This is a genomic window from Nioella sediminis (genome assembly GCF_001879695.1).
GTDB classification, from domain to species: domain Bacteria; phylum Pseudomonadota; class Alphaproteobacteria; order Rhodobacterales; family Rhodobacteraceae; genus Nioella; species Nioella sediminis.
Map to the genome: position 1 here is coordinate 1 of NZ_MNBL01000095.1, position 22,289 is coordinate 22,289.

Here is a 22,289-nt window from a genome sequence, read left to right on the forward strand (position 1 = left end):
AGCAAGGGTTTGTTAAGGTTAACGTGCCATGATGGGCGTGCGGTACAGGGAGAGGTCCCGATGACCGCCCAAGGTGAAAGCGCCGCGTCTAACCTGCCTCGGCAGCACTGGGCGCGGCGCCGACAGCATTTCCCTTCCGATTTCATCTTGGCTGAAATACCTCCGCCGGAGGCTCCTGCCCTGTCCGTCGGCGCAGGCTTTCGAGGGAGTAATCAAGGGGAACACACGCATGGGTAAGACCAGGATGCTGACGGAATTCGGCCAGGGCACCAGCCTGCGCCGACAGGACTATACCGAGGCCGCGATCCGTGCCGTGCGCGATGCGCTTTGGCACAACTCGATCAACTTGGCGGAGCTTTTCGGCCGCGACAAATCCGAGATGCTGATCGATGTGGAGATCGGGGTGGGCGCGCCGGAGCGGGTGGACACGGACGCGGTGGCCGCCGTGTTTCCTTATGGGCAGGTTTCCGTGCGGGCCGTCAAAGGCGGGCTCGACGTGCCTCGCGCGGATGGCAAGGCGCCCACGGTGATCGCGGTGGCGGCGCTGTCGGTGTCCTTCGAGATGGAGGGCGCGTGATGGCGGAGCAACGGTTCATCATTGAGATGGGGATGGGCAACGACCTGCACGGGCAGGACTACACCAAGGCCGCCGCACGGGCCATCGAAGATGCAATTCGGCACAGTTCGATCCCCATGTTCGAGGCGCTCGGGCTGGATCATGCGCAGATGCACGTCCAGGTGACCGTGGGTGTGCAGGCCCCCGATCAGGTGGATTGCGCGGCGCTGACTGCCGGGCTGCCGCGTGGACGGGTCGAGGTCAGGGCGGTGCATGGCGGGCTCGACGTGACCAACCCGGATAGCGGTGCGGTGACGGTGATTGCCAGCGCGGCGGTCGAGGCGTTTCTGGATCCCGCATTGGTTTCAGGGCGACAGGGCCTGACATGACCAAGGCGCTGATGATCCAGGGGGCGGGGTCGAACGTGGGCAAGTCGCTGCTGGTGGCGGGGCTGTGCCGGGCGGCGCGTCTGCGCGGGCTGTCGGTCGCGCCGTTCAAGCCGCAGAACATGTCCAACAACGCCGCCGTGACCGTGGACGGGGGCGAGATCGGGCGGGCGCAGGCCTTGCAGGCTCTGGCCTCGGGGCTGGAGCCCGTGGTGGACATGAACCCGGTGCTGCTGAAGCCCGAAACCGATGTGGGCGCGCAGGTGGTGGTGCAGGGCAAGCGCCTGACCACGGTGAAGGCGCGGGACTATGCGGGCCTGAAGCCGCAGTTGATGGCGCCGGTGCTGGAGAGTTTCAACCGCCTGAAGTCGCACCATGATCTGGTGATCGTGGAAGGGGCTGGCAGTCCGGCGGAGGTGAACCTGCGCGCGGGCGACATCGCCAATATGGGCTTCGCCGTGTCGGCGGGCGTGCCGGTGGTGCTGGCGGGCGATATCGACCGGGGCGGTGTGATTGCGCAGATGGTGGGCACCCAGGCAGTGCTGGATTCGGGCGATGAGGCGCTGATAAAAGGCTTTCTGATCAACAAGTTCCGGGGGGATGTCAGCCTTTTCGATGATGGCTACCGGATGATCGAAACGCGCACCGGGTGGTGTGGCTTCGGGGTGTTGCCGTTCTTTGCCGAGGCCTCCAAACTTCCTGCCGAGGACGCGTTGGACCTGCCCCGTGGGGGCTTCGGCGAGGGGTTGAAGGTCGCCTGCCTGGCGCTCAGCCGCATCGCCAATTTCGACGATCTCGACCCGCTGGCGCAGGAGCCGGGCGTGTCGCTGACCATGGTGCGGGCCGGTGAGGTGATCCCGGCCGAGACCGACCTTGTGATCATCCCCGGCAGCAAGTCCACGCGCGGGGATCTGGCATATCTGCGGGCACAGGGTTGGGATATCGACCTGTTGGCCCATTGGCGGCGCGGCGGACATATTCTTGGGATTTGCGGAGGATATCAGATGCTTGGTCGGATGGTTCACGACCCGGAAGGGATCGAGGGCAGCGCCGGATCGACCGATGGCCTCGGGCTGCTGGAGGTGGAGACCGTGATGACCGGCGACAAGAGCCTGACCCGTGTCGAGGCGGTGCATGAGACCACGGGCGCAATGATGCAGGGCTACGAGATTCATATCGGGCGTACGGATGGGCCGGACCGGGCGCGGGGCTTCGCGCGGGTTGCCGGACTGCCAGAGGGTGCGCGGTCTGCGGATGGGCGGGTGCAGGGCAGCTACCTGCACGGGATGTTCGCGGAAGACGGGTTCCGGCGCGCCTTCCTGGACGGGTTCGGGGTGCAGGCCGGAACGCAATCCTACGGGCAGGTGGTGGAGCAGACCCTGGATGAGCTGGCCGCCCATATGGAGCGGCATCTTGATGTGGAGGGGCTGCTGGCATTGGCACGCTGAGGGGCGATTTCAGCCCGGCACCCTGCGTACACGCCCCGTACACCCCGCGTGCAGACAGAACCCCGGTGCGCCCGCCCCGTTTGACGCAGGACGAAAGCGCCTTATCCCGCGCGCCCGGTTCCAAGCCCGGCGCGCATCAAACTGGTCCGCACGGGTTTGACCGAGTAAAACGCCCGAAGCGCCCGCATCCGCATGTCGCGCAGCCCCTGGATCGAGACCATGGAGGCCCGGTTCAGCGCGTCGATTCCGGCGACGCGGGCGCGTACCTCGCCGTGGCGGGCCTTGTGATAGGCGGCAAGCATCCTGCGCGACCCCAGATCCTCTGGGTTGGCTTCGGCCAGGTCCAGCAGCGCCCGCATGTCGCCGAGGCTCATGTTCAGCCCCTGCGCGCCAATGGGAGGCACCACATGGGCCGCTTCCGCCACCAGCGCCACGCGCTCGGCCTCCATCCGCTCGGCCACCTGAGAGATGATCGGCCAGACCGTGCGCCGTGTGATCAGCGTGAGCGGACCCCAGAGACCAGCGGACCGCGCGGTCATCTCGGCCTCGAAATCGGAGGTGGGCAGGGCGGCCAGCCGTGCCACTTCGGGGCCGCGTTCCATCCAGACTACGGCGGAACTGGGGCGGCCCTCGTGTTCGGGCAACGGCACCAGCGTGAACGGTCCGCCGGTGCGGTGGATCTCGGTTGAGACGTTTCCATGCGGCACGTCATGGGTGACCGCGAAGGCCAGCGCCTTCTGGCCATAGCGGGTGGTTTTCACGGGGATGCCCACAGCCTCGCGCACCGGTGAGCTGCGGCCATCTGCGGCAATGACCAGCCGGGTGCGGATGCGAGCGCCATCCGAGAGCGTCACCAGCGCCTCGCGTTCGCGGGTCAGCACGCCCGCTGTGCCGGTGCCGGGGCGGAAATCGACATTGGGCATCTCGGCCAGCCGGGCCACCATTTCCCGGCTGAGCAGCCAGTTGGGCAGGTTCCAGCCAAACGGCAGGTCCGAGATATCGGCGGCGTTGAAATCATGGCTGCTGCGCGGCTCCGGCTCTGCGCCGCCCGCGTCCACGATCCGCATGATCTGTAGCGCGCTGGCATGGGGTTCCAACCGGTCCCACAGCCCCGCGCGGATCAGAAAATCGCGCGAGGGTTGCAGGAAAGCCGTGGTGCGCAGGTCCGATCCCTCGGCCTGCATGACGGTGACCGGCGGGGTGGGGTCGACGCAGATCACCGAAAACCCCGCCGACCCGAAGGCCGCGGCCGCCGTCAGCCCCGCAACGCCGCCGCCCGAGACCAGCACATCGGTTTCGATCATTTGGGGCATGGGGGGGTCTCCTTCACCGGCATGGTGTCCGTCTGATACGCCTGAAACGGGGCAAGGTCCAAGCGGCAGAAGGGCGCGTCAGCCGAGCGTGATGCGGATCAGCAGGTAGAAACCGAGCACGACCGCCGTCAGCGCCCCGATTATCAGCCCGGCATAGCCGAAGACGATGGTGCCCGCGATCCATGCAACGGCCAGAAGCGCAATGGCCCAGAGCATCACGGTTGAACTGTCCAGCGCCCTCAGAAGCGACCGGATCAGCGGGTAGAGACCCTTCGAGGGGCCGGAATGTGGAATGAAAGCCATGGGATATCTCCTGTTCGCAAACAGGGAGATAGGTGTCGAACCGGCATCGGAAACGGACCGGATGACGCAGTGCGACGGGCTGACGCTGCCGGTTTCGCCGTGGCTGCGCCACGTCGATCCGCGCGGCGCGTTTCGGGCCGCGGGAACGCCCTTGCAAGGGCGTTTCCGGGGGCTCTGCCCCCGGCTCCGGGCGGCGCCTCCCCCGAGGTAGTGTTGCCAAGATGAAGGGCAGTTCGGAGTCAGCCGGTCAGGCGCGACAGGAACCCTGCAAGGTCATCCGTGTGGTGGTGGACATGGGCGGCGGGTTCCGGGTCCGGGGCCACGTGGACGGTGCGCAGGCCCATCTGGTGCGGGGCGGCGAGGTTGCGCACGTCATCCTCGAACATCGCCGCGCGGGTGGGATCGAGGCCATCCCGGGCAAAGACCGCCTCAAACGCCCGGCGTTCCGGTTTGGGACGCAGGCCCGCATGTTCCACGCCATATATCGCGTCGAAGAGGCCCGACAGCCCGCGCGCGGCGATCACCTGCTCGGCATAGGGCGCCGTGCCGTTGGTATAGATGATCCTCCGGCCGGGCAGGGCGCGGATACGGGCGGCAAGATCGGGGTCAGGGGTCAGCACCGAAAAGTCGATCTGGTGGACCTCGTGCAGATAGGGGCCGGGATCGACCCCGTGGATATCCATCAGCCCCGCCAGCGTGGTGCCATGGTCGCGCCAGTAGCGGTAGCGCAGGCGGTCGGCCTCGGCCCGGTCGACGCCGAGCGCCTCCATCACATAGGCGGTCATCTTGACATTGATCTGGTCAAAGAGCGCCATGTCGGGCGGGTAGAGCGTATGGTCGAGGTCGAAGACCCAGGTCGTGATATGCTCGAAATGCGCGCGGGGCATAGGCAGGGTCCTTTTTTGCCGCGCCCCGAAAGGCTTGCGCTTGGACCGGGGCGGTCCTAGCCTTGCCAGAAAACCGGGGGGAAACCAATGGCCAGTCCGAAAGCGCCGCAAAAAGACGCCTATGACCTGATCCTGAAAGCCATCGATGAGGGCACCTATCGGCCCGGATCGCGGCTGGTGGAATCAGAGCTGGCGGAGCGGTTCGGCGTTAGCCGCACCCCCATCCGCGAGGCGTTGCAGCGGCTGGAAACACAAGGGTTGCTGACCCGCGACGGGCGCAGCCTGATCGTGGCATCGCTCGATCATGACCAGATGGCGCAGCTCTATATCGTGCGGGCCGAGCTGGAGGGGCTGGCGGCACGGCTGGCGGCGCAGCATGCGGCGGCTGAAGAGATCAAGGTGTTGCAGGAGATGGTGGCGGCAGACCACGCGCTTCTGGATGATCCGGCGGCGCTCAGCCGCGCCAATCGGCGGTTTCACAAGCAGATTCACCTGGCCTCGCATAACAAGTACCTGGTGCAGCAGCTTGACCTCGTGCACCGGTCCATGGCGCTGATGGCGACCACATCCCTGGCGGCAGAGGGGCGCGGGCCGGTGGCGCTGGAGGAGCATGACGCGATTGTGCGCGCCATTGCCGAGCGTGACGGGGACCGCGCGGCGCGGATGCTGAAGGATCACCTGTCGACGGCGTTCGAGGTGCGGCTGAAGGAAGAGGCCGGCAAGGTCTGATCCTGCATCAGGTCGGTGGCCTGCCCGCCCTGAGAAAACCGCCCATGGGCCGTCTTGCGCCAGTGAAAAGGTTTGACCAGCAGCTCTGCCAGCCCCAGAAGCGTGGCGGCAGAGGCCAGCAGGAAATAGACATCCAGTATCGGAATCCAGAGCCGGAGCTTGCGGTGACGCGGCAGGGCGGCGGCGCGCCAGGCGGCGTAGAAGGTCAGCATCTGGCAGGCCACGAAGAAGAAGGCGAGGCCCAGATAACCCTGCGTGGTCAGGTAGGCATCCAGCGGGTGCGGCAGGCCTGCGACTTTCACCACCAGGGTCCACAGCACCGGCGCCAGCGAAAAACCCAGGACCGTCCCCAGTAGCTGCGCCTGTAGCCCGATGAACCGCCGCGCGCCAAGGTCGCGCCACAGCTGCACCGGGTCGCGCATATGGGTGGCCCAGGTCATCGCATAGCCCTTGAGCCAGCGTGAGCGCTGCTTGACCCAGGGCAGAACGGCGGCATTGGCCTCTTCATAGGTGGTGGTCTCGATGATCTCGGTCCGGTAGCCCTGCCGGGTGAGCCTGAGGCCCAGATCCGCATCCTCGGTCACGTTATGGGCGTCCCACGCGCCCATTTCCTCCAGCAATGACCGGCGGAAGAACAGCGTCGTTCCGCCAAGCGGCACGAAGAGGCCAAGTCGCGAGACGCCGGGCAGAAGCAGCCGGAACCAGGTGGCATATTCCAGTGTGAAACAGCGGCTGAGCCAGTTGTGATGGGGGTTGTAGTAATCGAGCTGCCCTTGCAGGCAGGCCACGTCGGGCGGCACCTCAAGGAACCGCTGTGCAACCTTGCGGATCTGGTCGGGTTCCGGCGCATCCTCGGCGTCATAGACGCCCACGATGGACCCGCGCGCGAAGTTGAGGCCATAGTTCATCGCCCGTGGTTTCGTTCGGGGCTGGCCCGGCGGCACGATCACGGCGCGCATCCAGAAGGGCAGCTCGGCGCGGGTGAGGGCACTGCGGGTGGTCGCGTCTTCCTCTTCGATCAGCAGGATCACGTCGAGCAGTTCGCGCGGATAGTCCAGCCGGCTGACCCGGCGGATCAGGTGCCCGGCGATGTCGGGCTCGTTGAATAGCGGCAGCAGGATCGTCACCACGGGCAGCGCGGAAGACGGGTGGATCGGCGGGGCGTCATCCTTATGCGGGGCCTGAGGCGGCAGGTCGATGCCATGCAGAGCCAGCCATTTCAGCGTCGCGTTGATGGCCGCAATCAACACGCCAAGCGCGCAAAGCCCCGCCACCACCGCGCCGGGGGCCAGCAGCAGCGCGCCACAGACCGCCAGCAGCACCGCCAGCCAGCGGCGGAAGGCGCGCGGCGCGTCCCAGTCACGGCAGCTATAGGGGCCGGGGGTACGCGCCTCGGCGATTCGGGCCAGTTCGTTTCCATAGACACCGGTCAGGGCAGCCTGCATGCGGTCGCGGCTGGCGAGCGCCAGCAGGACGGGGCCGTCATGATCCGACAGCGCGGCGCGAATTTCATCGGCCCGGTCGGGGCGGTTGGTTATCACCACCAGCGCCGATCCCGCGCGGCGCAGGGGCACGGCGTTGAGCCGAATGGCCAGCCCCGCCGGCAGCAGCCCCGCCAGCGCCGGGTCAGGGGGCGGGTGATCCTCTGGCAGCAGCTTTGTGCCGCTCTGTTCGGCAAGCGCGTCCAGAAGCTGCGCTTCGGAAATGGCGCCCTGGGTGACGAGGATTTCCCCGATTGGCAGGTCGCGGTGGCGCTGGCTGACGAGGGCCCTGTGCATCTGTTCGGCGGTGATGGCCCCCCGGTCGAACAGCAGTTGGGCCAGCCGGGGTTTGCGCAGGGGAGGGCGGGCGTCAGGAACAACGCGCAGTTTTGCCGTGCCCTGGGGGCTGTACGCCTGTCGAACCGCTTTATTCATCCGCTCATACCAAAAATCCCCGGCCGTTTCGGGCCGGGGATCATTAGGCGGAGGATTTTCCTAATAAATGGTTAAACCGTCTCGGCTTTGCGCGCCTGCATGGCGGCGGCGAAGCGTTCGAACAGGTAATAGCTGTCCTGCGGGCCGGGGCTGGCTTCGGGGTGGTACTGCACCGAGAAGACCGGCTTGTCGGTCATGCGGATGCCGCAGTTCGACCCGTCAAAGAGCGAGACATGGGTTTCCTTGACGCCCGCAGGCAGGGTCTGGCTGTCGACGGTGAAGCCATGGTTCATCGAGGTGATCTCGACCTTGCCGGTTTCCAGATCCTTCACCGGATGGTTGGCGCCGTGATGGCCGTGGTTCATCTTGACGGTCTTGGCCCCAAGCGCCAGTGCCAGCATCTGGTGGCCAAGACAGATGCCGAAAACGGGCAGGTCGGCCTTCAGCACCTCCTTGATCATCGGCACGGCATAGATGCCGGTCGCCGCAGGGTCGCCGGGTCCATTGGACAGGAACACGCCGTCGGGCTGGTGCGCCAGAACCTCCTCTGCTGTCGCCGTAGCGGGCAGGACGGTGACATCGCATCCGGCAGAGGCGAGGCAGCGCAGGATGTTGCGCTTGGCGCCATAATCAACCGCCACGACCTTGAAGCCGGGTTCCTCGCGCTTGGTGTAGCCCTCGGGCCAGGCCCACCGTTTTTCGTCCCATTTGTAGCTTTGCGCGCAGGTGACGTCCTTGGCGAGGTCCAGCCCCTCAAGGCCCGCGAAACCCCGCGCGGCGGCAACGAGCGCCTCCAAGTCGAACTTGCCTTCCGGGTCATGGGCCAGCGCCACATGTGGCGCGCCCTGCTGCCGGATCGCGCGGGTCAGGCGGCGGGTGTCGATGCCGCCGATGCAGATCCGGCCCTTGGCGGCGAGCCATTCGGTCAGCTCCTGCTGCGAACGCCAGTTCGACGGCTCCGTCGGGTCCCATTTGACGACCATGCCGGCGGCCACGGGCTCGGCGGTTTCGTCGTCTTCGGTGTTCACCCCGGTATTGCCGATATGGGGGAAGGTGAAGGTCACGATCTGACCGGCGTAGGAGGGGTCGGTCATGATCTCCTGATAGCCGGTCATGGCGGTGTTGAAGCACAGCTCGGCCACGGTCTGACCGGTGGCGCCGAAGCCTCGGCCATAGAACACGGTCCCATCAGCGAGAACGAGGCAGGCGGTCGGGCGGGCGGTCATGGGCGACTCCGGTGCTGGCGTGAAATTCGCGGCAACCTAAGGGGAAGGCCCCCCGGGGTCAAGCGGCTGCGAGAGCCTTGTTGCTGCGGGTGCATTCGCGTATTGTCGGGCACTGTTGCACCGGGATTCTGCAATCATCAGGGGATGGAACCTATGTCACTGAGGGAACGTATCACGACCGAAATGAAGGCCGCGATGCGCGAGAAGAACAGCGCACGGGTGTCGACCCTGCGGCTGATCAACGCCGCGATCAAGGACCAGGACATTGCCGCGCGCGGCAAGGGCGAGGCCGAAGGCGTGGGTGAGGCCGATGTGCTGGCGATCCTGGGCAAGATGGTCAAGCAGCGCCAGGAAAGCGCGCGGGCCTATGAGGAAGGCGGGCGGCTGGAACTGGCCGAGAAGGAGCGCGAGGAGATCGTGATCCTGGAGGAGTTCCTGCCGCGTCAGCTGTCGGATGAGGAAGTGGCCAAGGCGATTGCGGATGCGATTGCGTCCACCGGTGCGGAAAGCATCCGCGACATGGGCAAGGTCATGGGCGCGCTGAAAAGCAAATATACCGGCCAGATGGATTTCGGGGCTGTCGGCCCCAAAGTACGGGACATGCTGGGGTAAGGCTCCTTGCGGCGACGGATCGGGCGGCCTTTCCTTCGGGGAGGGCCGTTTTTTCATGCGCGATCCGCTGCGGAACCGGCTTTGGCCGGGCAGGGGTGGCGGGGTCTCTTTGGGACAACACCTGTGTCGGGGTGCGGTTGCCCGAGGTCAGGCAAATGGAATGCGGCGCCGCGTTCCGTCGCGGGGCATTGGGGTGTCTTGGGACGTGTCCGAAACCCGCTGGCTTCCGCCGGTGCCGTTGTCAGGGGCCGTATCTGGCGGCAGCGGGCAGACGAAGCCACGCTTGGATGTGGTTAACCGCTGGCCACTATGGCAGATCGGCATGAAGATCGGGTTAACGGGCGGGCCGGATCAACCGGGCCGCATTTCGCGCAGCAACAGGCGATACAGCTCCACCCGTTCCTCGGCGGCCAGGAACGCGCCGATCTCGACCTCTCGGCCCTCGCCCTTCAGGGTCACGTAATCGGGCACCCGGCCCCCCTGCGGGATCAGGCGGACCTGCACCCAGTAGGGGTTCGCCTCCCAGACCTGATCGGCTTTGCGCGGGGCCACATGGGTCAGGCGGACATGATCGTCCCACAGAAGCAGTTCCTCATGCAGGTCCATGTCGCGCCAGGACCGTTTCAGCCCCCACCAGATCGCCCAGATCGCCCCCCCGACGAAGGGCAGCAAACCCCACAGGACAGGCGACCCGAAAGCCGCCAGCAGCGGCAGCGCCAGCAGCACGGCGGTCGCGCCGATGAACCAGACGAAGCCGCCCGGCGTCAGCGATTTATGCGGGCGCGCGACAAGGCGCAGCCGGGGCTGGCCCTCGCCGCCATTGAAAAGGGCCCCGGAATGATCCGGAGCCCCTTCGTATCGGGTTATGTCAACCGGCATCAGATCAGTGGTGCGGTTGCTTGTCCCACATGTCCTGGGTCGGAAGCTCCTCGAAGGTGTGCTCCGGCGGCGGGCTGGGAAGGGTCCATTCCAGCGTATCCGCGTATTCGCCCCAGTAGTTGTCCTCGGTCACGCGACGGCCTGCCATCAGCGTGTAGAACACGATGCCGATGAACAGCAGGAACGAGGCGAAGGAGATGAAGGCACCGATCGACGAGATGTAGTTCCAGTAGGCATAGGCCTCGGGATAGTCGATGTAGCGGCGCGGCATGCCCTGGACGCCAAGGAAGTGCTGCGGGAAGAAGGTGATGTTGGCGCCGATGAAGAACAGCCAGAAATGCACCTTGCCCCAGAACTCCGAATACTGGCGGCCGGACATCTTGCCGATCCAGTAGTAGACACCGGCGAAGATGCAGAACACGGCACCAAGCGACATCACGTAGTGGAAGTGGGCAACCACGTAATAGGTGTCGTGATACGCGCGGTCGAGGCCCGCCTGGCTCAGCACGATGCCGGTCACGCCGCCCACGGTGAAGATAAAGATGAAGCCGATGGCGAACAGCATGGGCGTCTTGAACTCGATCGAGCCCTGCCACATGGTTGCGATCCAGCTGAAGATCTTCACGCCCGTCGGCACCGCGATGACCATCGTGGCGACCATGAAATAGGCCTGCTGGTTCAGCGTCATGCCGACCGTGTACATGTGGTGCGCCCACACGACGAAGCCAAGCGCGCCGATGGCAACCATCGCATAGACCATCGGCAGGTAGCCGAAGACCGGCTTCTTGGAGAAGGTCGCGATGATGTGGCTGATGATGCCGAAGCCCGGCACGATGATCATGTACACTTCCGGGTGGCCGAAGAACCACAGCAGGTGCTGGTACAGGATCGGGTCGCCGCCCTCTGCCGGGTTGAAGAACCCGGTGCCGAAGTTGCGGTCGGTCAACAGCATGGTGATGGCGCCGGCCAGAACCGGCAGAGACAGCAGGATCAGCCATGCGGTCACGAAGATCGACCAGGGGAACAGGGGCGTCTTGTGCAGGGTCATGCCCGGCGCACGCATGTTCAGGAACGTGGTGATGATGTTGATCGCGCCAAGGATCGACGAGGCACCGGAGACGTGGACCGCGAAGATCGCGAAGTCCATCGAGGTGCCCGCTTCAAGCGTGGAAAGCGGCGCATAAAGCACCCAGCCCACACCCGAGCCCATCTGACCGTTGCCGCCGGGGGCCAGCATCGAGGCGACGCCGAGCGACACACCGGCCACATACATCCAGTAGCTGAGGTTGTTCAGGCGCGGGAACGCCATGTCCGGCGCGCCGATCATCAGCGGCATGAAGTAGTTGCCGAAACCGCCAAACAGCGCGGGGATGACCACGAAGAACATCATCAGGACGCCGTGATAGGTGATCATCACGTTCCAGAGGTGACCGTTCGGGGAGCATTCTTCGGCACCGATCCCGCCAAGGAAGCGGGCGCCTTCGGCACACATGTACTGAACGCCGGGATGCATCAGCTCCATGCGCATGTAGACCGTGAAGATCACCGACAGAAGGCCGACGAAGCCCGCGGTGAACAGATAAAGGATACCGATATCCTTGTGGTTGGTGGACATGAACCAGCGGGTAAAGAACCCCGGCTTTTCGTGGTCATGTCCCGAAATGGCAGCATCAGCCATGGACGTCTCCTGTTCCAAAGAAGCACGCAGACCAAGACTGTCTGGCCCCACGCGCCCTATTCCCTGTCGGATGTTCTAGTTTGCAGGTGGGGGGTTCGCAACGTGTTTGGCGGCGTCAGGGTGGGAAAAAATGCCTCAGGATTCGCCTATAGAGCGCTGGTGGAGGCGGAATTCGGATCAATCGCAACCGGGCGTTGTGCGATCTGCCGGATAGCTCAGTTCAGTTCGCTGCCCTGAACTTCGCTGCCGGTTTCTTCGATTCCGGTGATCTGGCGGGCCGGATCGGGGCCGTCCTGCGGCGCTTCGGCGTGAAGGCCGGACACGTCCGAAATCGAGGTCGAGACGGCAAGGGCGACCAGCAGGCCGAGCGTGGCCAGCGCCGCCATCATGACGGAGGCTTCGATCCGGTCGTTCCGTTCGTGGTCGGTTGCTTGTGGCACGACACTTTCCTTCTGGTTGCCCGAAATGGGCGTACTACTCGATACAGATGCGCGGCTCACGCAATACAGCCGGACCTGGCGTCAATGGCCGCGCTTCTTGTTCCCTCGGGCGCGGTCCATACCGTTCCAGCCCGGTCGCATTGGCAACAGGGTGACCCGGTATTGTTCCAGTTTGCTGTGGAAATCGGGCCAAAACATGGCAGATCGCGCGGCATATCGGAAACGGTTCGTTTCATGGGATCAGCTTTCGACGCTGACATTGTCGATATAGGCGCCGACATTGTCCTCGGGGCCGGTGCCGCTGATCATGAGCAGGTTCGACCCGTCGCCGGACCCGCCGGTGATCTCGAATTCATAGCTGCTCATGGACGATCCCTGCGGATTGGCGGTGCCGACCAGTTCGCCGCCCCAGTAGACCTCCACGCCATTGTTCATGCGCGGATCGGCGGCATCGAAGGACACGGTATAGACCTGGCCGTCCACGGCGTCGGTCATGACCTGTCCGAGGCTCATGTTCCCCGGGCTGGCATCGAGATCGAGCATGTAGCCGCCATCGGTCGCCGTGACGCCGTGATAGCCGCTCCAGACCACTTCGGCGCGCGGATCGTCCAGAAGCGACCAGCCGTTCATCGCGCCTGCCGAATAGAACCCCCAACCGGCGGCGATCATGCCCTCGATATCTTCGAATGAGCCGTTCGCCAGCCGGTTCTGACCCCACCGGTGCAGCCCGGTGATGCTCTGGCCGGATAAGTCGGCGATTTCTTCGGCCTGGTATTCGACCCCCACGGAAATGACCGCCGTTGTCGCAAGGCCGAGCCCGACCAGCCCGCCAGTCAGCACCACCCAGTCAACGGTGACCGCGCCGGAGTCATCGCGGAGAAATCGCTGTATCTCAGTTTTGTCAGCGGACATGACGTCCTCCTCAACCGGAATTCAAAAACACTTCCGGTCAAATTGTTCGAAAACTGTGGCATTAGCCGGGAGGAAACGAGACCGGCCAAAGGTATTCCTGTGATGCCAGATCAGGCCGGGGGGCCTCGCCGCGCGACCGGGGCGGTGCCGAAGATCTGCCCGAAGGTCTTTTCCAACGCCACATCCACATCGTCCAGCGTCACCGGCAAACCCAGATCGACCAGCGATGTCACCCCGTGCCCGGTGATGCCGCAAGGAACGATGCCGTCGAAGTGGTCCAGATCCGGTTCCACGTTGATCGACAGCCCATGATAGCTGACCCATTTGGTCAGCCGCACACCAAGCGCCGCGATCTTGTCTTCACGGGGCGTGCCATTGGGCAGGGCGGGCTTGTCGGGCCGGGCGACCCAGACACCGACACGGCCCTCGCGCTTTTCGCCCGTCAGGTTGAATTCGGCCAGCGTGGCGATGACCCAATCCTCCATCTGCTGCACGAAGGCCCGCACGTCGTGACCGCGCGCCGCCACGTCGAGCAGCACATAGGCCACCCGCTGACCCGGCCCGTGATAGGTGTACTGCCCGCCGCGCTTGGTATCATAGACCGGAAACCGCTCGGGGTCGGTCAGGTCGGCGGGCTTGGCAGAGGTGCCTGCGGTATAGAGCGGCGGGTGCTCCAGCAGCCAGATCGCCTCATCGGCCTCGCCCCGCGCGATGGCGGCGGCGCGGTCCTCCATCCAGGCCACGGCCTGATCATAGGGCACCAGTTCGTCCGAGCGGATCCAGTCTACCATATGCTATCCGGGCAGCAGCCCGGCCTCCTTCACGGCCGCGATGTTGGACCGGCTTACGGGAATGTCGCGTCCGTCCGACATCGTCAAGACCGCGCGCGCGCCGTCGCGCCGGACCGAGCGGACCTGCGCGAGCGACACCCAATGCGACCGGTGGACCTGCAACCCCGGTATGGGATCGGTTTCGCGGATGGCATCCGACAGGCGCATCAACAGCATGTCGCGCCCCTTGGTGGTGACGATCTCGACATAGTGATCCTGCACCGAAAGCGAGATCAGCGCCCCCCGTTTGTCCAGCGGCAAGCGGTCGAGAAGGGAGGGGAGCCGGTTGGTGGGGGCATCGGGCGTGGACGGGCCGAGATAAAGCGCCACCCCCGCGATGACCATGGCGATGAGGATTCCGTTTAGCGCCAGCCCCGCAACATAGCGCGGCGCGGTCGGGGCCAGCCCGAAGACAGCCCAGTTGAGCAGCGCGACCTCCAGCGTCACGGCAAGCCCCGCCAGAGCCCCGGCCACCAGAACCGCCGGAGCGCGCGGCAGAAGCTGCCCCAAACCGCCTGCGGTCAGCATGGTGACGAGGATCGAGCCGGTCACATAGGTGACGAAGCACAGCCCCAGCCAATAGGCCAGCCTGGGCAGAGGCGTAAGATGTTCCAAAGTGCCGAACGGTCCCGCGAGCCCTGCCACGATGCCCACGGCAGCGATGATCACCAGCGTCGGTCGGCTGGACAGGATCGCGTGCCATTCACGCTTCGCGGATTGCAAGGGCCCTTCACTCACGAATGCGGCCTTTCTGTTTACGCATCGTCCCTGTCGGTTCCGCGCCGGGCCGTGGCACAGCCGGTGCATCGCATTGCAAAAGACAATCAAGAGGTCTGACATGACAAGTTTTGCCCCGCTTTTCAATGCACCGATCGCGGTGCAGATCCATGTTGCCGGTGCCGTGCCCGCCCTGCTGCTGACGCCGCTGGTGCTGTGGCGGCCGCGCCGCGACCGGCTGCACAGGCTGGCAGGCTATGGCTGGGTTGTGGCGATGGCGCTGACGGCGATCAGCTCTTTCTGGATCACGGGGTTCGGCGTGGTCGGCCCGTTCAGCCCGATCCACCTGCTGTCCGTGCTGACGATTATTGGGCTGGTGACGGGGGTCTGGGCGGCGATCCGAAAGGATCTGCGCGGCCACCGGGCGGCGATGACCAATATGTCATGGGGGTTGGCGGCGGCGGCGCTGCTGAACTTCCTGCCCGGACGATTGACCAACCGGATCGTGCTGGACGGCGCGGGCTGGGACGGCTTCGCCGCTGTCGTGGCGCTGGCCGTGCTGGCGGCGGGCGCAGTCTGGTGGATGCGCCGCGCGACCGGGGCGAATCATGCCTGAGGGGGGATGGTCAGCAGGCGATCCGGTTCGGATGCACGGTGTGAATACGCTTTATTGGAGGCGGTTTACCCCAAATAGTAAAGGTTTTCGGACTTTGGATTGAACCGAAACGTGCTAAGTTGCGACCAACAGCTGAGACACCGAATTGGAGGATGCCATGATTATCAAATCCCTGACTGCCGCGACATTTGCCGTCGCTCTTGCTGCTGTTCCCGCCCAGGAAGCCCGCGCCGACGCAGGCGATGTCGTGGGTGGCCTGATCATCGGTGGCCTGATCGGCGCTGCCATTGCCAATGGCAATAACGGCGGCGGCAACCGCGGAACCACCAGCGGCGGTGGTGGCGGGGGTATCCCGGCCACGCAGATGGGCCGCGACACCCAGACCGCACTGAACTATTTCGGCTTCCAGGCCGGTGCCGTCGATGGCCAGATCGGCAACGGAACCCGCCAGGCGATCGAGCGGTATCAGCTGGTGATGGGCTACCCCGTCAATGGCCGCGAATATGCCACCTACCAGTATGACCAGCTTATGCAGGCTTATTACTGGGCCATCAACGGCGGGTCCGCGCAGACCGGTCTTGTCGGCCAGCCCCTGCTTATCGCCTATCGCAACGCCCAGGTCGCCCCGCAGCAACCGCAGGTCGTGGTGGTGCCAGCGCAACCGCAACAGCCCGCACCGCAGGTGGTCGCGCAGCCCCCGGCCCAGACCGTCATCGTGCCCGCGCCGCAGCCGGCTTCGTCGAACAAGTAATCGGGGTCCGATCCCGCCGATTTCCCATGGCCGTCCACCCGTTGGACGGCCTTTTTGCATGGCCCCTGCGCGGAAGTGAAAAGAGGTGACGAATCCCCCTTGCGCATCCCCGCGACCCTCGGCTAAACAGCCGCGCACTACCTGATCACGTGCGGTCGTGGCGGAATTGGTAGACGCGCAGCGTTGAGGTCGCTGTGGGGTAACTCCCGTGGAAGTTCGAGTCTTCTCGACCGCACCATGTCACATCCCGATGTGACTCCAGACAAATCCCAATAGATGCGGATCGCTATTGAGCACAGGATGAAGATTCATCCTTTGGCAACGGTCCCGATGCGGGTGGCGCTGCGATACCGCTGACATGGACGGTTCGGTTTGTCCGATCCGTTGCGAACCGAATTGAAACGGGATGTGCCGCTGACCCCTGTCGCGGCCGGGTGTGATTCCGCTGCATGGAGCCACACCGGAACGGGCAACCGCCGGTGATCTAGACCAGTTGCCGATCGCGGGCGATCATGGCCGCCTGGGTGCGATTGCGGGCATCAAGCTTGCGGCACAGGGTTTTGACATGCAGCTTGATCGTGACTTCCTGAAGGTTCAGTTCGCGGGCGATTTCCTTGTTCGACTTGGCGTCGCACAGCGCCCGCAGAACCTCGGTTTCCCGCGTGGTCAGATTGGCCTCATTGGCGCTGCCGGCCTGCTGCTGGAACGAGACAGGCATGAACACCTCACCCAGGACCATCAGGCGGATCGCGCCGATCATGGCCTTGGCGCTCATGGTCTTGGGAACGAATCCGATGGCTCCGGCCTCGATGGCGCTTTGTGCAATGGCGGGGGTCGCCATGCCTGACAGAACCGCGACCGGGCCGCCGTTCATGGCGGCTTTCATCTGGGCGACTCCCTCCAGCCCGTTCATGCCGGGCATCTTGTAATCCAGAAGGGCCAGGTCGAATTCGCCGTTGCGCGCCGCAGCCAGGGCGTCGTCCAGATTCTCCGCGGTCGCCACCTCGTCAACCCCTTCGGATTTCAGGAACAGGCTGATCGTGTCGCGAACAAGGTCGTGATCATCCGCAAGAAGAATGCGCATTTCTTTCCTTTCCATGACTGCCCGGTGACGATGGTAGCGGATTGCCTGAGCGGATGGAATAGCGGTTTCACCCTGCCTGCCTCTCACCGCTGTCCGGGGCGGCGCTCGCCCACCCGCCGGCCCGACGAGGGGAAAAGGCAGGCTTGGGCGGGATGCGAGGCCTGTCACGCCACGATGGCTCACATGCGTTTGGCAACCTCCTCCAGCATCACCTCGGTCGCGCCGCCACCAATGGCCTGCACGCGGGCGTCACGGGTCATCCGTTCGATCACGGTGCCGCGCATGAAGCCGGTGCCGCCGTGGAATTGCAGGCAGTCATGCATGACCCGGTTCACCAGATCACCGCAGAGCGCCTTGATCATGGAGACCTCTTTAACCACCTCTTCACCCGCTGCATCACGCATGGCAGTGGCATAGATCAGGTGGCGGGCGGCGGTCACCTCGGCCTGCAACATCGCCAGCCGCTGCCGGATCGCCTGCTTGTCCCACAGGGGCGCACCGAAGGCCTGGCGGGTCTTCACGTAATCCACGGTCAGATCAATCGCAGCCTGCGCCTCGCCCATGGCCATGGCGCCGATGACGATGCGTTCGTTCTGGAAGTTCTGCATGATCGCGTAAAAACCCCGGCCTTCTTTGCCCAGGATGTTCTCGGCCGGAATCTCGCAGTTGTCGAAGTGCAGCTCGGCGGTGTCGGAACTGCGCCAGCCGTGCTTGTCGAGCTGTCGGGCGACGGTGAAGCCGGGCGTGCCCTTTTCCACCAGGAACATGGTCACCCCGCGCGAGGGAGGTGCGTTCGGGTCGGTCTTGGCAGCGACACAGTAGATATCGGCGTGAACGCCATTGGTGATGAAGGTCTTGGCCCCGTTCAGCACGAAGGCGTCATTGCCCTTGCGGCTGGCGCGCGTGGTGATGCCCTTTACATCCGATCCGGCCCCCGGTTCGGTCACGGCCACGGCGGTGATGGTCTGGCCCGAGACGATGCCCGGCATCCAGCGCTCGCGCTGTGCGTCGGTGCCTGCGTTGAACAGGTGGACCGAGGCCATGTCGGTATGCACAAGCGCGGTGATCGCGACGCCGGAAAAGGTGGACCGACCCAGTTCCTCGGCCCAGACCGCGGTGGCGCGGGTGTCCATCTCGGCCCCGCCATAGGCTTCGGGGTAGCGGATGCCGAAGAAGCCCAGTTCACCCATCCGGGTCAAAACCTCGCGCGGGACCATCCCCGCCTCTTCCCAGGCCTCGGCATGGGGCTGAATCTCCTCGGTCACGAAGCGGCGGATCTGGTCGCGCAGCAGCTCGTGTTCCGGTTCCAGAAACAAGGCGTTGGTCATGGCGTGTCCTCCCTCGGGACGCAGGCTGGCGCAGGCACGGGCCAAATGGCAAGCACGACGTAACGGCGGGATTTCCGAACTTTCCTTCCGCCGGGGAAACATGCACAACTGCGCGTCATGACATTCAGCCTTGCCGATATCCTGACCGCCCGCCGCGTTCTGCGTGGACAGGCAGACGCCACACCCTTCGTGCCCTCGCCTTACATGAGCGCGCGGGCGGGACATGATTTTCTGTTGAAGCTGGAAACATGCCAGCCCATTGGCGCCTTCAAGCTGCGCGGTGCGATGAATGCGGTGATGACCTTGCCCGACGGCGTTTCGGGGGTGACCTGCTGTTCCACCGGCAACCATGGGCGCGGCGTGGCCTATGCCGCCGCGCGCCGGGGCATCCGCGCGGTGATCTGCATGTCGGAACTGGTGCCGCAGGCCAAGGTGGACGGCATTCGCGCGCTTGGGGCCGAGGTGAAGATCGTCGGCCGGTCTCAGGACGACGCGCTGGCCGAAAGCCTGCGGCTGGTGGAAGCCGAGGGGCTGGCCGAAATCTCGCCCTTCGATGACCCCAAGGTGATCGCGGGGCAGGGCACCATCGGGTTCGAAATGATCGAGGCCCGGCCCGATCTGCATACGGTTCTGGTGCCGCTATCGGGGGGCGGGCTGGCGGGTGGCGTCTCGGTGGCTGTGAAATCGGTGAACCCGGATGTGCAGGTCATCGGCATCACCATGGACCGGGGCGCGGCCATGCAGGCCTCTATCGCCGCTGGCCACCCGGTCGAGGTGGAGGAAGTGCCGAGCCTCGCCGACTCGCTTGGTGGCGGGATCGGGTTAAAAAACAAGCTGAGCTTCCCGCTCTGCCGCGACAATCTCGACGCAATCGTGCTGGTGACGGAAGAAGAAATCCGCGACGCCATGCAGGTTCTGTTCTACGAGGATCGCATGATTGCGGAAGGGGCCAGCGTGGTGGGGCTGGCGGCGGTGCTGGCGGGAAAGGTCAGGCCCGAGGGGCCGGTCGGCACCATCGTGACAGGGCGCAATCTGGACATGGGGCAATTCCACCGGATCATGGCGGGTGAGGATATTGCATTGGGGGACAGGATCTTGAAGGGCAAGACCTATGGCGCATGACATTCGCATCGTGACAGAGGCGCAGTTGCGGCAAGTGGTGGAGCTGGACCTGACCGCCATCGACGTGGTCGAGAAGGCCTTCGCGGCGCTGGCCTCGGGCAAGGTGGTGATGCCGCCGATCCTGTCCATGGACCTGCCCGACGCGAACGGAGAGGTCGATGTCAAGACCGCCTATATCCCTGGTTTCGACGGCTTCGCGATCAAGGTCAGCCCCGGATTTTTCGACAATCCGAAGCTGGGACTTCCCAGCCTGAACGGTCTGATGATCCTGTTTTCCGCAAAGACCGGGCTGGTGCAGGCGGTGTTCCTCGACAATGGTTACCTGACCGATATCCGTACCGCCGCCGCAGGGGCCGTCGCCGCCCGCCACCTTGCGCCGCCGCATGTGGAGACGGCAGGCGTGATCGGCACCGGGGTTCAGGCGCGTTTGCAGATGCAGGCGGCGCATCTGGTGCGGCCCTTCAAGCGGCTGCTGGTCTGGGGGCGGGATGCCGCCAAGGCGGCTGTCTGCGCCGATGATCTGCGCCTTGACCTGGGGATCGAGGTCGATGCCGTGTCAAACCCGGAGCGGCTGGTCGCGGAAAGCCAGCTGGTGGTGACGACGACCCCCGCCCGTGCGCCGGTCATCAAGGCCGACTGGCTGCATCCGGGCCTGCACATCACCGCCATGGGCTCGGATCAGGCCGGTAAATGCGAGATCGACCCGCGCGCGCTGGCCATGGCCGACGCCTATATCTGCGACAGCGTCGCGCAATGCGAAGTGTCGGGGGAGCTGGAGGCGGCGCTGGCTGTCAATCTCTGGACCAAGGGCACACCCGGCGAGTTGGGGCTGGTCATCAACGGCAGCGCCCTTGGCCGCCGTACTGCCGATGATATCACCATCTGCGATCTGACCGGCACCGGCGCGCAGGACACCGCCATTGCCAGCCATGTCTTTGCGCGGCTTGGCGATGCGGGGACAAGCGTGACAAGCTAGGGCTGGAAACGGGCCTTCGCTTTGGCTATGGTCACGCCGACCACGGCAATAAAGGCATTGCGCGCTGCTGCCGGGGTGAGCGGAGCCTTTTGCCCAGCTCTATCCGGCCTCAGCCCGGAAGCGTGCATCCCGGCTCCTAATCCTGTGACCTTAGGCGGCGCGCCGCCAGAACCGCGAGAGATGAGCCATGCTGCGCAATGACCAACTGGACCAGTGGGACCGCGACAACTTCTTCCACCCCTCAACCCACCTTGCCGAATTCGCGCGGGGCAACCTGCCCAACCGGGTCGTGACCGGCGGATCGGGCTGCCATATCGAGGATCGTGACGGCAACCGCCTGCTCGATGTCTTTGCCGGGCTTTACTGTGTGAACGTGGGCTATGGCCGTCAGGACATCGCCGAGGCCATCGCCGCGCAAGCGAAGGAGCTGGCCTATTACCATTCCTATGTGGGCCATGGGACCGAAGCCTCCATTACGCTGGCCAAGATGATCCTCGATCGTGCGCCTGCGAATATGTCGAAGGTCTATTTCGGCCTTGGCGGGTCCGACGCGAACGAGACCAACATCAAGCTGGTCTGGTATTACAACAACATCCTCGGGCGGCCCGAGAAGAAGAAGATCATCAGCCGCTGGCGCGGTTATCACGGCTCGGGCCTGATGACCGGGTCGCTGACGGGGTTGGAGCTCTTCCACAAGAAGTTCGACCTGCCGCTGACCCAGGTGATCCACACCGAGGCGCCCTATTACTACCGCCGCCCCGATCTGGACATGTCGGAGGAGGCCTTCACCGCCCATTGCGTGGCCGAACTGGAGGCGCTCATTGACCGCGAAGGGGCCGACACCATCGCTGCCTTCATCGGGGAACCGGTACTTGGCACCGGCGGCATTGTGCCCCCGCCCGCGGGCTACTGGGCGGCCATTCAGGCGGTGTTGAAGAAACATGACATCCTGCTGATCGCCGACGAGGTTGTGACCGGCTTTGGCCGTCTCGGCACCATGTTCGGATCGGACCATTACGGGATCGAGGCCGACATCATCACCATCGCCAAGGGTCTGACCTCCGCCTATGCGCCCCTGTCCGGTTCCATCGTGTCCGACAAGGTCTGGAAAGTGCTGGAGGACGGCACCGACGAAAACGGCCCCATCGGCCACGGCTGGACCTATTCCGCGCATCCCATCGGGGCGGCGGCGGGCGTCGCCAACCTCAAGCTGATTGATGAGCTCAACCTCGTCCAGAACGCGGGCGAGGTGGGCGGTTACCTCAACGCCACGATGACGGCGGCTTTGGCGGACCATGCAAACGTGGGCGAGATCCGGGGCGAGGGGATGCTCTGCGCCGTGGAATTCGTGAAGGACAAGGGAAGCCGCAGCTTCTTTGACGCCTCCGAAAAGGTCGGCCCCCGCATCGCGGCGGCGCTGCTGGAGGAAGGCGTCATCGGGCGGGCGATGCCGCAGGGCGATATCCTGGGCTTCGCACCGCCCTTCTGCCTGACGAAGGAAGAAGCCGACGAGGTTGTCGGCAAGACCGTGAAGGCCGTGAACGCGGTTCTGGGCTGAGGTCGAGGGACAGGAGGCGCGA

23 protein-coding genes and 1 tRNA gene are annotated in these 22,289 nt (G+C 64.9%); 11 read left to right on the plus strand and 13 right to left on the minus strand.

What is annotated here, in order from left to right; translation table 11 throughout:
* Positions 1–229: 229 nt before the first annotated feature.
* Genes BKY26_RS12245 through BKY26_RS12255 form a run of 3 tightly spaced genes read left to right on the plus strand, consistent with a single transcriptional unit; the run spans position 230 to position 2,390 of the window.
* Positions 230–577: a Lin0512 family protein gene (locus BKY26_RS12245; RefSeq protein ID WP_071690675.1), complete on the plus strand. Its 348-nt coding sequence runs from the start codon at positions 230–232 to the stop codon at positions 575–577.
* The gene (locus BKY26_RS12250) at positions 577–945 is read left to right on the plus strand and encodes a Lin0512 family protein (protein ID WP_071690676.1); all 369 of its coding nucleotides are present in this window, start codon (positions 577–579) and stop codon (positions 943–945) included. The genes BKY26_RS12245 and BKY26_RS12250 overlap by 1 nt, the downstream gene beginning before the upstream one ends.
* Positions 942–2,390, plus strand: a complete 1,449-nt coding sequence (locus BKY26_RS12255) for a cobyric acid synthase (RefSeq protein WP_071690677.1) — start codon at positions 942–944, stop codon at positions 2,388–2,390. The genes BKY26_RS12250 and BKY26_RS12255 overlap by 4 nt, the downstream gene beginning before the upstream one ends.
* Before the next feature lie 101 nt (positions 2,391–2,491).
* On the opposite strand, the gene BKY26_RS12260 is transcribed toward BKY26_RS12255, so the two are convergent.
* From BKY26_RS12260 to BKY26_RS12270, 3 genes are all read right to left on the minus strand, one after another.
* Positions 2,492–3,694: a UbiH/UbiF family hydroxylase gene (locus tag BKY26_RS12260; RefSeq protein WP_071690697.1), complete on the minus strand. Its 1,203-nt coding sequence runs from the start codon at positions 3,692–3,694 to the stop codon at positions 2,492–2,494.
* A gap of 87 nt (positions 3,695–3,781) precedes the next feature.
* Positions 3,782–4,006, minus strand: a complete 225-nt coding sequence (locus BKY26_RS12265) for a hypothetical protein (protein WP_071690678.1) — start codon at positions 4,004–4,006, stop codon at positions 3,782–3,784.
* Between the two features lie 239 nt (positions 4,007–4,245).
* Entirely contained in the window at positions 4,246–4,893 is a 648-nt protein-coding gene (locus BKY26_RS12270) for a pyrimidine 5'-nucleotidase (RefSeq protein WP_071690679.1), read from the minus strand.
* Positions 4,894–4,980: 87 nt separating this feature from the next.
* Here BKY26_RS12270 and BKY26_RS12275 point away from each other — a divergent pair, with 87 nt between their 5' ends.
* A complete protein-coding gene (locus BKY26_RS12275; protein WP_071690680.1) occupies positions 4,981–5,622 on the plus strand; it encodes a GntR family transcriptional regulator in 642 nt (213 codons plus the stop codon).
* Here the strand turns inward: BKY26_RS12275 and BKY26_RS12280 are convergent.
* A complete protein-coding gene (locus tag BKY26_RS12280) occupies positions 5,568–7,538 on the minus strand; it encodes a glycosyltransferase family 2 protein (RefSeq protein ID WP_071690681.1) in 1,971 nt (656 codons plus the stop codon). The two genes, BKY26_RS12275 and BKY26_RS12280, sit on opposite strands and share 55 nt — an antisense overlap.
* Before the next feature lie 71 nt (positions 7,539–7,609).
* Entirely contained in the window at positions 7,610–8,764 is a 1,155-nt protein-coding gene (gene carA, locus BKY26_RS12285) for a glutamine-hydrolyzing carbamoyl-phosphate synthase small subunit (protein ID WP_071690682.1), read from the minus strand.
* A gap of 153 nt (positions 8,765–8,917) precedes the next feature.
* Here carA and BKY26_RS12290 point away from each other — a divergent pair, with 153 nt between their 5' ends.
* The gene (locus BKY26_RS12290) at positions 8,918–9,376 is read left to right on the plus strand and encodes a GatB/YqeY domain-containing protein (protein ID WP_071690683.1); all 459 of its coding nucleotides are present in this window, start codon (positions 8,918–8,920) and stop codon (positions 9,374–9,376) included.
* Between the two features lie 351 nt (positions 9,377–9,727).
* Here the strand turns inward: BKY26_RS12290 and BKY26_RS12295 are convergent, their stop codons facing one another.
* The 6 genes from BKY26_RS12295 to BKY26_RS12320 all read right to left on the minus strand — a co-directional run bounded on the left by BKY26_RS12295 (position 9,728) and on the right by BKY26_RS12320 (position 14,853).
* Positions 9,728–10,255, minus strand: coding sequence for a DUF2244 domain-containing protein (locus BKY26_RS12295; protein ID WP_071690684.1), 528 nt, complete (start codon positions 10,253–10,255; stop codon positions 9,728–9,730).
* Between the two features lie 4 nt (positions 10,256–10,259).
* Entirely contained in the window at positions 10,260–11,933 is a 1,674-nt protein-coding gene (gene ctaD / locus BKY26_RS12300) for a cytochrome c oxidase subunit I (protein ID WP_071690685.1), read from the minus strand.
* A gap of 215 nt (positions 11,934–12,148) precedes the next feature.
* On the minus strand, positions 12,149–12,373 hold the full coding sequence (locus BKY26_RS12305; protein ID WP_071690686.1) for a hypothetical protein: 225 nt from the start codon (positions 12,371–12,373) through the stop codon (positions 12,149–12,151).
* Between the two features lie 240 nt (positions 12,374–12,613).
* Positions 12,614–13,285 carry a hypothetical protein gene (locus BKY26_RS20020; RefSeq protein ID WP_071690687.1) on the minus strand — a complete coding sequence of 224 codons (672 nt, stop codon included), beginning with the start codon at positions 13,283–13,285 and terminating at the stop codon, positions 12,614–12,616.
* 110 nt (positions 13,286–13,395) lie between these two features.
* Complete coding sequence (gene lipB / locus BKY26_RS12315; RefSeq protein ID WP_071690688.1) at positions 13,396–14,076, minus strand: lipoyl(octanoyl) transferase LipB; 681 nt, start codon at positions 14,074–14,076, stop codon at positions 13,396–13,398.
* A 3-nt stretch (positions 14,077–14,079) separates the two neighbouring features.
* Positions 14,080–14,853: a LytTR family DNA-binding domain-containing protein gene (locus BKY26_RS12320; RefSeq protein ID WP_158514333.1), complete on the minus strand. Its 774-nt coding sequence runs from the start codon at positions 14,851–14,853 to the stop codon at positions 14,080–14,082.
* A gap of 100 nt (positions 14,854–14,953) precedes the next feature.
* Between BKY26_RS12320 and BKY26_RS12325 the strand changes: the two genes are divergently transcribed.
* The 3 genes from BKY26_RS12325 to BKY26_RS12335 all read left to right on the plus strand — a co-directional run bounded on the left by BKY26_RS12325 (position 14,954) and on the right by BKY26_RS12335 (position 16,437).
* Positions 14,954–15,448 (plus strand): DUF2306 domain-containing protein, encoded by a 495-nt coding sequence (locus BKY26_RS12325; protein WP_071690690.1) that lies wholly within the window; start codon positions 14,954–14,956, stop codon positions 15,446–15,448.
* 157 nt (positions 15,449–15,605) lie between these two features.
* Positions 15,606–16,199, plus strand: a complete 594-nt coding sequence (locus tag BKY26_RS12330) for a peptidoglycan-binding domain-containing protein (RefSeq protein WP_071690691.1) — start codon at positions 15,606–15,608, stop codon at positions 16,197–16,199.
* Between the two features lie 151 nt (positions 16,200–16,350).
* Positions 16,351–16,437: transfer RNA gene (locus tag BKY26_RS12335), tRNA-Leu, on the plus strand.
* A gap of 246 nt (positions 16,438–16,683) precedes the next feature.
* On the opposite strand, the gene BKY26_RS12340 is transcribed toward BKY26_RS12335, so the two are convergent.
* A complete protein-coding gene (locus BKY26_RS12340) occupies positions 16,684–17,283 on the minus strand; it encodes a response regulator transcription factor (RefSeq protein ID WP_071690692.1) in 600 nt (199 codons plus the stop codon).
* A 179-nt stretch (positions 17,284–17,462) separates the two neighbouring features.
* Positions 17,463–18,611: an acyl-CoA dehydrogenase family protein gene (locus BKY26_RS12345; RefSeq protein ID WP_071690693.1), complete on the minus strand. Its 1,149-nt coding sequence runs from the start codon at positions 18,609–18,611 to the stop codon at positions 17,463–17,465.
* A 117-nt stretch (positions 18,612–18,728) separates the two neighbouring features.
* Between BKY26_RS12345 and eutB the strand changes: the two genes are divergently transcribed.
* From eutB to BKY26_RS12360, 3 genes are all read left to right on the plus strand, one after another.
* On the plus strand, positions 18,729–19,733 hold the full coding sequence (gene eutB, locus BKY26_RS12350) for a hydroxyectoine utilization dehydratase EutB (protein ID WP_071690694.1): 1,005 nt from the start codon (positions 18,729–18,731) through the stop codon (positions 19,731–19,733).
* Complete coding sequence (locus BKY26_RS12355; RefSeq protein WP_071690695.1) at positions 19,723–20,709, plus strand: cyclodeaminase; 987 nt, start codon at positions 19,723–19,725, stop codon at positions 20,707–20,709. Before eutB ends, BKY26_RS12355 begins: the two co-directional genes overlap by 11 nt.
* 187 nt (positions 20,710–20,896) lie before the next feature.
* Entirely contained in the window at positions 20,897–22,267 is a 1,371-nt protein-coding gene (locus BKY26_RS12360; RefSeq protein ID WP_071690696.1) for an aspartate aminotransferase family protein, read from the plus strand.
* Positions 22,268–22,289 lie beyond the last annotated feature (22 nt).